Source organism: Pseudonocardia sp. (genome assembly GCF_035305885.1).
Lineage (GTDB): Bacteria > Actinomycetota > Actinomycetes > Mycobacteriales > Pseudonocardiaceae > Pseudonocardia.
Genome location: NZ_DATGOP010000138.1, coordinates 1 through 7730, shown reverse-complemented (window position 1 = coordinate 7730; position 7730 = coordinate 1). Strand labels below are relative to the sequence as shown.

Here is a 7730-nt window from a genome sequence, read left to right as displayed (position 1 = left end):
CTACTTCCCGCGGGCGGCGAACCACGGCCGACACCGCCCGGAAGGCGCCCCGGAGGCGATCGCGATCGTCTGCGTCGACGGGTTCGGCCACTGCGAGGCGGGCGGGGGCACCATCCCGGTGCGGCCGGGGCAGGCGCTCGTCCTCCCACCCCACCGGCCGCACGTCTACCTGGCCGACCCCGACCGGCCATGGACGATCTGGTGGCTGCATGCGACCGGCACCCAGGTGCCGGAGCTGCTCGCGGTGATCGCGCCGGACGGGCGGGAGGCCCTCGTCGAGCTGCACGACACCTACCGCGCCGTCGCCACCATCGACGACGCCATCTCCTGCTTCGAGCGCGACGAGACGTTCCCGAGCCTCATCTCGGCGTCCGCGGCGGGCTGGTCGCTGCTCGCCCAGCTGGCCGCGGACGTGGCCGCGGGCGGCAGGCAGCGCACGGAGCCGGTGCGGCAGGCCCAGGAGTACCTGCGCCGCAACTTCGCCAAGCCGGTGAGCGTGGCCGACCTCGCGCGCACCGCGGGGCTGTCACCCTCGCACTTCTCGGCGCTGTTCCGCGCCGCCACCGGCGGTGGCGTGGTGGAGTACGTCAAGCGGCTGCGGATGGCGCGCGCCCGCGAGCTGCTGATCACCTCGTCGCGCGACATCGCCGACGTCGCCGCGGCGGTCGGCTACACCGACGCGTTCTACTTCTCGCGGCAGTTCCGCACGGTCCACGGGTGCAGCCCGAGCGAGTACCGCCGCGAGCACCGCCACGGCGGCTGACGCCCGGCCCGTCGTCACCCGCCCGGCGCGACGAGGACCCGCTGCCCCTCGTGCAGGCCGGAGAGGACCTGGGTGACGCTGTCTCCGGCGAGCCCGAGCTCGACCTGCACCTGCCGCTGCGACCCGTCCGGCTCCACCACCGTGACGACGCCGGTGTCCCCGCTCTGCAACAGCGCCGCGTTCGGCACGGCGAGGGCGTTGTCGCGGTGGTCCACCACGACGTTGGCCGACGCGGTCAGGCCGTCCTTGAGCCGGGGGTCGAGCTCGTTGAGCACGATCACCGCGTAGTAGCTGGTCACGCCGCGGATATCGGTCCCGGTCGGCGCGATGCTCACGACCGTGCCGGAGCGGGTGAGGTCGGGGATCGCGTCGAAGGTGACCTCGACGGGTTGGTTCGGCTGCACGAGGGCGGCGTCGGTCTCGGCGAACGGCGCGACGATCCGGAAGCTCTCGACGTCGCCGAGCACGATGAACGACTGGCCGCCCGGCCGCTCGCCCTCGGCGCTCGCCCGCTCGGCCGACGAGACGCCGGACCCGCGTTCGGGCAGCGGGACGGCGCCGCCCGGCGCGAGCGGGGTGGTGCCCGAGCCGCCGCCGACGAACTCGCCGACAACCCCGTTGATGCTCTCGACGGTGCCGGCGACGGGCGAGCGCAGGACCGTGTCCTCCACGCCGCGGCGGGACCGCTCGACCTCGACCTGCAGCTGCGCGACCACCGCCTCCTGCTCGTCGATGTCGTGCGGGCGGTCCCCGCGGGCGCCCTCGGCCTCGTTCTTCGCCGCCTGCAGCTCGCGGCGGGCGTTGGCGATCGCCAGATCGTGCTCGGCCCGGTCGACCCGGCGCTTGTGCTCGGCCTGCTCGAGGGCCGCCTCGCTCGCGCGCACCTGGCGCTCGGCCCGCTCGACCTCGGCCTCGGCGGCCCCGGCGGCCGCGCAGTCGTCGTCGCGCGCGGTGCGCCGGGAGAGGGCGAAGAACTCCTCGTCGCCCCGGTCGTCGCGCTCGGCGTCCTCGCGGTCCTCGGGCGAGCAGGCGCGGCGGTCGGCCCGGGTGCGGGCCTCGGTGTCGCGCAGCGCCTCCTCGTCGGCCTCCAGCTGCCGCTCCGCCTGCTCGACGGCCGAGGCGTTGGCGTCGTCGACGGCCTCGGCCCGTTCCTCGGTGGCCTTCAGGACCTGGCGGGCCCGCTCGACGTCGTCCTCGGCCGCGCTCACCTGGTTGCCGCCCCGGATGCGCGCCAGCGCCGCCCGCTCCTGGGCCAGCTGCGCCTCGGCCGCCGCGAGGTCCTGGCGGGCCGCGAAGTCGTCGAGGCGGGCCAAGACCTGCCCCGCCTCGACCCGCTGCCCGACGGCGACGCCGACATCGACGAGCTTGCCGCCCTCGGGGAAGCCGAGGTGCTGCTCGGTGATGGCCTGCAGGGACCCGGTGGCGGTGACGGTGGAGGTCACGCTCGTCCTGGTCACCTTGACCGTGAGCGGTTGCGACTCCGCGCTGGTGCACCCCGCGACCAGCAGCACGAGGGCCGCGGCGGTGAGGCGACGGACGGAGGTTCGGGTGGTCATTCATACCTCAGGGCTTCGATGGGGCGGAGTCGGGCGGCCCGCTTCGCCGGGTACGCCCCGAAGAACAGGCCGATGCAGAGGCTGACGCCGAACGCGAGGAACACCGACGGGATCGACAGCCGGGGCGGGGCGAAATCGCCGAACGCGGCGCCGAACCGCTGGCCCAGCAGGCACAGCGCGACCCCGAGCAGGACGCCGACCGAGCCGCCGATGCCCGAGAGCACCGTCGACTCGACGAGGAACTGCTCGAGCACGGTCCGCCGCTTGGCGCCGAGCGCCTTGCGCAGCCCGATCTCGCGGGTCCGCTCGGTGACCGTGACCAGCATGATGTTCATGACGCCGATCCCGCCGACGAGCAGCGCGATGGCGGCGATCGACGCGAGGAACAGCGTGAAGACCGCGGTGACCTCGCCGTACTGCTCGAGCAGGTCGAGGTTCGAGCGCACCTCGAAGTCCTTCTGGGCGGGGTCGTCGATGCGGTGGGTGTCCATGAGGACCCGGGTGATCTTGGCCATCGCGGCGGGCACGGCGTCCTGGCCGGTGGCCTGCACGACCAGCTGGTCCACCCGGTCGTCGGCGCCGCCGTCCACGAGGTAGGTGCGGACCGCGGTGATCGGCATGACCGCGAGGTCGTCCTGCTGTCCGTTCGGCTTGAGCACGCCCACGACCTCGAACATCTGCGACCCGATGCGCACCTGCTCGCCGAGGGCAGCCGCGGGGACGCCGCCGAAGACCTTCCGGACCGGCTCGGGCCCGAGCACCACCACCCGCGCGCGGGTGCGGACCTGGGACTCGGTGAAGAACTTCCCGGCCTCGACCGTCCGGTTCAGCGCGGCGGGGTAGTCCTGCGACGAGCCGACGATGCTGGTGCGCCAGGACCCGTGCGCACCCTTGATCACCGCGCTCGCCTGCTTGACGGGGGTGACGGTGACGAACCGCGGGGCCTCGGTGGACTCGCGCAGCGCCTCGACGTCCCGGTCGGTCAGCGGTTGGACCTGACCGCCCTCGGACACGCTGCCCCTGGCTTGGAAGACCCCGATCAGGTTGGTGCCGAGCGCCTCCAGCTGGGAGTTCAGCCGGGCGGACGTGCCGTTGCCGAGCCCGACGAGCAGGATGACGGCGGCGACGCCGATCATGATGCCGAGCATGGTCAGCAGCGAGCGGAGACCGTTGGCGCGCAGGCCGCGCCACGCCATGACGACGGCCATGCGCAGCGTCACGCGCCCGCCTCCCGCTGCGGGCCCACCGCGATCTCGCGGGTGGCCTCCTCCCCGCTCCCCTCCGCGCCGCCGGGGCGGGCGTCGGTGCGCTCGTCGCCGACGACGCGGCCGTCGCGCAGCCGCACCACGCGGCGGGCGTAGGCGGCGATCTCCTCCTCGTGGGTGATGAGGACGACGGTGCGGCCCGCCTGCGACAGCCGCCCCAGCATCCGGGCGATCTCGTGGCTGGCCTCGGTGTCGAGGTTCCCGGTCGGCTCGTCGGCGAGGATCATCGTCGGGCGGGTGACCAGCGCGCGGGCGATCGCCGCGCGCTGCTGCTGCCCACCGGACAGCTGGTTGGGCAGGTGGCCTGCGCGGTCGGCGAGCCCGACCTCCTCCAGCGCCCGCAGGGCCCTCGTCCGGCGCGCCCGCTGGTTGCCGTACACGAGCGGCAGCTCGACGTTGGCGAGCGCCGTGGTCCGCGGCAGCAGGTTGTAGGACTGGAAGACCAGCCCGATCTTGCGGTTGCGGATCTCGGCGAGCTCGTCGTCGGTCATCCGCGAGACGTCGGTGCCGTCGAGCAGGTAGCGGCCCTCGGTCGGGACGTCGAGGCAGCCGAGGATGTTCATCATCGTGCTCTTGCCGGAGCCGGAGGGTCCCATGATCGCCACGAAGTCGCCGTCGTCGACACGGAGATCGATGCCGTCGAGCGCGCGCACCTGCGCCGCGCCTGCCCGGTAGCTCTTGGCGACACCTTCGAGCTCGATCATCGGTGGCGGCTCACCTCCCCCAGGTGCACGGGCCCGCCGTTGACGGTCCTGCAACGAGGCCATGGCGGGGCTGTTACGTGATTCCCGACAGGTTCACCCGCCGGAGCCGGAGAACCCTTCTTCGAACACACTCCGCACCCGAATTCACCCGATGTGGCGCGCCCGGCACACCGAGCGGTGAATGACACGACTGCAAGTCGGGCGGTTTGCCCGATTCACGGCGGGGAACCTGATCGTCACCGGACGTGTTCGGAATCGAAAGAGACAACTCGACCAGGTGGGAAGGGGGGCAATAGTGTGCCCTCCCACTGGACAGGCGGGGGGCATCGGACTACTCCTGAGTGCCGTGCGGAACGAACCGCGTTCCGCCAATCAAAAGGAGAGAGCAAGATGCTTCGTAAGACCCGTGTCGCGTCCGCTGCGGCTGCTTTTGCTCTGACCGGGACGATGCTGTTCGGTGGTGCGGCGATGGCCGGCGGCCACGGCGGTCACGACGACTACGTCGGTGGCGCAGGGGGCGCCGGCGGCGATGCCAGTTCCCAGTGCCTGATCCCGATCGGCGTCTCGCTCGGGGCGCTCGTCGGCAACGGCGGCGACGTCTCCCAGTGCAACGCTGCTGGTGGTGCTGGTGGCGCCGGCGGCGCTGGGGCCGACTACTGATCCATCTCGATCACCTTGCAGACGGTGCAGGCCCCCGGGCTCGTCGGGGGCCTGCACCCCCGCCAGGGTAACCCGCACCCGCAGCGCCACCCGATCGACACCCCGTGGCGCCGCCGCGCCGTGCGCGGAATCGAAGCTCGCTCCCCCGTTCGACCGACCTCGTCGTCGACGCTGCTTTGGGAAGGAACAGATTCCAGGATGAAAATTTTCACGCGTAGGACTGCAATGGCGCTGGCCGCATTCGCGATGATCGGACCGGTGCTCTACGGCGGCGCCGCACTGGCGGCCGGTCCCGGCGGCACCGATTACCGGGGCGGCCCGGCGGCGCGGGCGGTCCCGCGAATTCTCAGTGCCTGCTCCCGATCGCGATCTCGCTCGGCATCCTCGGGGGCGGTGGCGATGTTTCGCAATGCAACGCAACCGGCGGTCCCGGCGGCCCGGGTGGCGCCGGCGCCGACTACTGATCACAAGGGGATGACGACGTGACTGCCGAAGAGGGGCGCCCGTTCCGCCGGGTGGTGGTCGGGATCGCCGCCGCGGTCCTCGTCGGGGCCGGGTTCGCCGCTTCCGGCGGGGCTGCGCTGGCCGGGGACGGCCCCGGCGCGGTCGGCTCCCCCGGCGCGCCCGGCGAGGACGCCACCTGCACCCACCGCTACCCGCCGCCGTCGGACGTGTCCTTCTGCAACGCGGTGGGCCAGGACGGCGACGACGGCGCGGCGGGGGTGCAGCGGTGACGCCGCCGCTGAAGCGCTGCGCGTCGGCCGTCGCCGCGGCGGCGGTGGGTGCCGCCGCGGCCGCCGCGCTGTTCGGCGGTGCGCTCTGGGCGGGCGACCCGCACGAGCGCGACGGCGCACCGGGCCGCCCGGGTACGGGCACCGCCACCTGCCGCTATCTGCCGCCGCCGCAGGACGGCTTCCTGCAGTGCACCTCGACCGGCGGTCAGGGCGGCGCGGGCGGCGCGGCCACCGACTACTGATCCGTCTGCTACCCGCCACGAGGGGGCAACCGTGTTCGACCGGCCGAACCGCCGGGCGGGCGACGCCACCGTCGACGCCACCGTCGACGATCCGGTCGAGGAAACCGGTGGCGCCGGGCCCGCCCGGCGGCGGATCCGGCGCGGCCCCGTGCTGGTCCTCGCCGCGCTGCTGGTGCTGGCGCTCGTCCCGGCGTTCGTCGCCCGGGTCTACCTCATCCCGTCCGGATCGATGGAACGCACGCTGCACGGCTGCCCCGGCTGCGTCAACGACCGCGTGCTCGTCGACCGGCTCACCTACCGGTTCACGCCCCCGGCGCCCGGCGACGTGGTGGTGTTCGCCGTCCCGGACAGCTGGACGAGCAGCGAGCTGCAGGTCCCGGCGGGCACCGGCAACCCGCTCCTGGACGCCGTGCGGCGGCTCGGCGCGCTCGCCGGGCTCCACACCGCCGACGAGACCGTGTACGTCAAGCGCGTGATCGCGGTCGGCGGGCAGGTCGTGGCCTGCTGCGACCGGCGCAACCGCATCACCGTGGACGGCGCCGCCGTCGACGAGCCCCACCTGTACTTCTCGCCCGAGGCCGGGCCGCCGCGCCAGGAGAGCTTCGGGCCCGTCCGCGTCCCGGACGGCGCCCTGTGGGTGATGGGCGACAGCCGCAACGACTCGGTCGACTCCCGCGCCGACGGCAACGGCCCCGTCCCGGTCGCCCGGGTCGTCGGCAAGGTCCGGTTCGTCGTCTGGCCGCTCGAGCGGATCGGCGGCATCCGCTGACCCGCGTCAGGGCAGCGTGAGGATCTCCACGCCGTCGGAGGTGACCACGACCGTGTGCTCGAACTGGGCGGTGCGGGAGCGGTCCTTGGTGACGACGGTCCAGCCGTCGTCCCAGATGTCGTAGTCGATCGACCCGAGGGTGATCATCGGCTCGATCGTGAACGTCATGCCCGGCTCGAGCACCGTGTCCACGCTCGGCTCGTCGTAGTGCAGCACGACCAGGCCGCTGTGGAACGAACGACCGATGCCGTGGCCGGTGAAGTCGCGCACGACGCCGTAGCCGAACCGCTTGGCGTAGGACTCGATCACCCGCCCGATCACGTTCAGCTCGCGGCCGGGGCGCACCGCCTTGATCGCCCGCATGGTGGCCTCACGGGTGCGCTCGACCAGCAGGCGGTCCTCCTCGCTCACGTTGCCGGCGAGGAACGTGGCGTTGGTGTCGCCGTGGACGCCGTCGACGTAGGCGGTGACGTCGATGTTGACGATGTCGCCGTCCTGGATGACCGTCGAGTCCGGGATGCCGTGGCAGATCACCTCGTTGAGGCTGGTGCAGCACGACTTCGGGAAGCCCCTGTAGCCCAGCGTCGACGGGTAGGCGTCGTGGGAGACGAGGAACTCGTGGACGACGCGGTCGACCTCGTCGGTGGTGACCCCCGGCGCCACCACCTCGCCGCCCGCCTCGAGGGCCTGCGCGGCGATCTTGCCGGCTACCCGCATGCGCTCGATGGTCTCGGGGGTCTGCACCCACGGGTCGTTGGTGCGCTCCGGTCGCTTCTTCCCGACGTACTCCGGGCGCGGGATGTGGGCGGGGACCGGCCGGGTCGGCGACACGGTGCCGGGGGTGAGCAGGGTGCGGGCGGGCATGCCGCCAGTCTATGCAGGCGCGGGGCGGTGCCCGCGGGGATCAGCCCGGGGGATCAACGCAGGGCTTGCTGGCGCGCCCGCGCCGACACGGCGGCCGACAACGCCCGCCACCCCAGGAGCAGCACGGCGAGCGAGACGGCGGTGATCGCGGCGAAGGTCATCGGGAGGCTCCA

At 73.2% G+C, this 7730-nt stretch carries 9 protein-coding genes; 5 read left to right on the top strand and 4 right to left on the bottom strand.

The window, feature by feature from the left end:
• Nucleotides 1–763: AraC family transcriptional regulator (locus VKZ81_RS31620; RefSeq protein WP_324245414.1), on the top strand; the 763-nt coding region annotated here is incomplete at its 5' end.
• A gap of 14 nt (nt 764–777) precedes the next feature.
• On the opposite strand, the gene VKZ81_RS31615 is transcribed toward VKZ81_RS31620, so the two are convergent.
• The 3 genes from VKZ81_RS31615 to VKZ81_RS31605 are packed head-to-tail and all read right to left on the bottom strand — an operon-like array spanning nt 778 to nt 4288.
• Nucleotides 778–2319: a biotin/lipoyl-binding protein gene (locus VKZ81_RS31615; RefSeq protein ID WP_324245413.1), complete on the bottom strand. Its 1542-nt coding sequence runs from the start codon at nt 2317–2319 to the stop codon at nt 778–780.
• The gene (locus tag VKZ81_RS31610; protein WP_324245412.1) at nt 2316–3539 is read right to left on the bottom strand and encodes an ABC transporter permease; all 1224 of its coding nucleotides are present in this window, start codon (nt 3537–3539) and stop codon (nt 2316–2318) included. The genes VKZ81_RS31615 and VKZ81_RS31610 overlap by 4 nt, the downstream gene beginning before the upstream one ends.
• Nucleotides 3536–4288: an ABC transporter ATP-binding protein gene (locus tag VKZ81_RS31605; RefSeq protein ID WP_324245411.1), complete on the bottom strand. Its 753-nt coding sequence runs from the start codon at nt 4286–4288 to the stop codon at nt 3536–3538. Before VKZ81_RS31605 ends, VKZ81_RS31610 begins: the two co-directional genes overlap by 4 nt.
• A gap of 390 nt (nt 4289–4678) precedes the next feature.
• On the opposite strand from VKZ81_RS31605, the gene VKZ81_RS31600 reads away from it, so the two are divergent.
• From VKZ81_RS31600 to lepB, 4 genes are all read left to right on the top strand, one after another.
• Nucleotides 4679–4948: a hypothetical protein gene (locus tag VKZ81_RS31600; RefSeq protein ID WP_324245410.1), complete on the top strand. Its 270-nt coding sequence runs from the start codon at nt 4679–4681 to the stop codon at nt 4946–4948.
• A gap of 482 nt (nt 4949–5430) precedes the next feature.
• Nucleotides 5431–5682 (top strand): hypothetical protein, encoded by a 252-nt coding sequence (locus tag VKZ81_RS31595; RefSeq protein WP_324245409.1) that lies wholly within the window; start codon nt 5431–5433, stop codon nt 5680–5682.
• The gene (locus VKZ81_RS31590; RefSeq protein WP_324245408.1) at nt 5679–5924 is read left to right on the top strand and encodes a hypothetical protein; all 246 of its coding nucleotides are present in this window, start codon (nt 5679–5681) and stop codon (nt 5922–5924) included. Before VKZ81_RS31595 ends, VKZ81_RS31590 begins: the two co-directional genes overlap by 4 nt.
• Nucleotides 5925–5955: 31 nt before the next feature.
• A complete protein-coding gene (gene lepB / locus VKZ81_RS31585; protein ID WP_324245407.1) occupies nt 5956–6693 on the top strand; it encodes a signal peptidase I in 738 nt (245 codons plus the stop codon).
• Between the two features lie 6 nt (nt 6694–6699).
• Here the strand turns inward: lepB and map are convergent, their stop codons facing one another.
• On the bottom strand, nt 6700–7557 hold the full coding sequence (gene map, locus VKZ81_RS31580; RefSeq protein ID WP_324245406.1) for a type I methionyl aminopeptidase: 858 nt from the start codon (nt 7555–7557) through the stop codon (nt 6700–6702).
• Nucleotides 7558–7730: the final 173 nt, after the last annotated feature.

Bases quoted from the DNA above. Each gene is read 5' to 3' on its own strand.
- VKZ81_RS31615 (WP_324245413.1), bottom strand. From the start codon at position 2,319: ATGACCACCCGAACCTCCGTCCGTCGCCTCACCGCCGCGGCCCTCGTG.
- VKZ81_RS31600 (WP_324245410.1), top strand. From the start codon at position 4,679: ATGCTTCGTAAGACCCGTGTCGCGTCCGCTGCGGCTGCTTTTGCTCTG.
- map (WP_324245406.1), bottom strand. From the start codon at position 7,557: ATGCCCGCCCGCACCCTGCTCACCCCCGGCACCGTGTCGCCGACCCGG.
- VKZ81_RS31605 (WP_324245411.1), bottom strand. From the start codon at position 4,288: ATGATCGAGCTCGAAGGTGTCGCCAAGAGCTACCGGGCAGGCGCGGCG.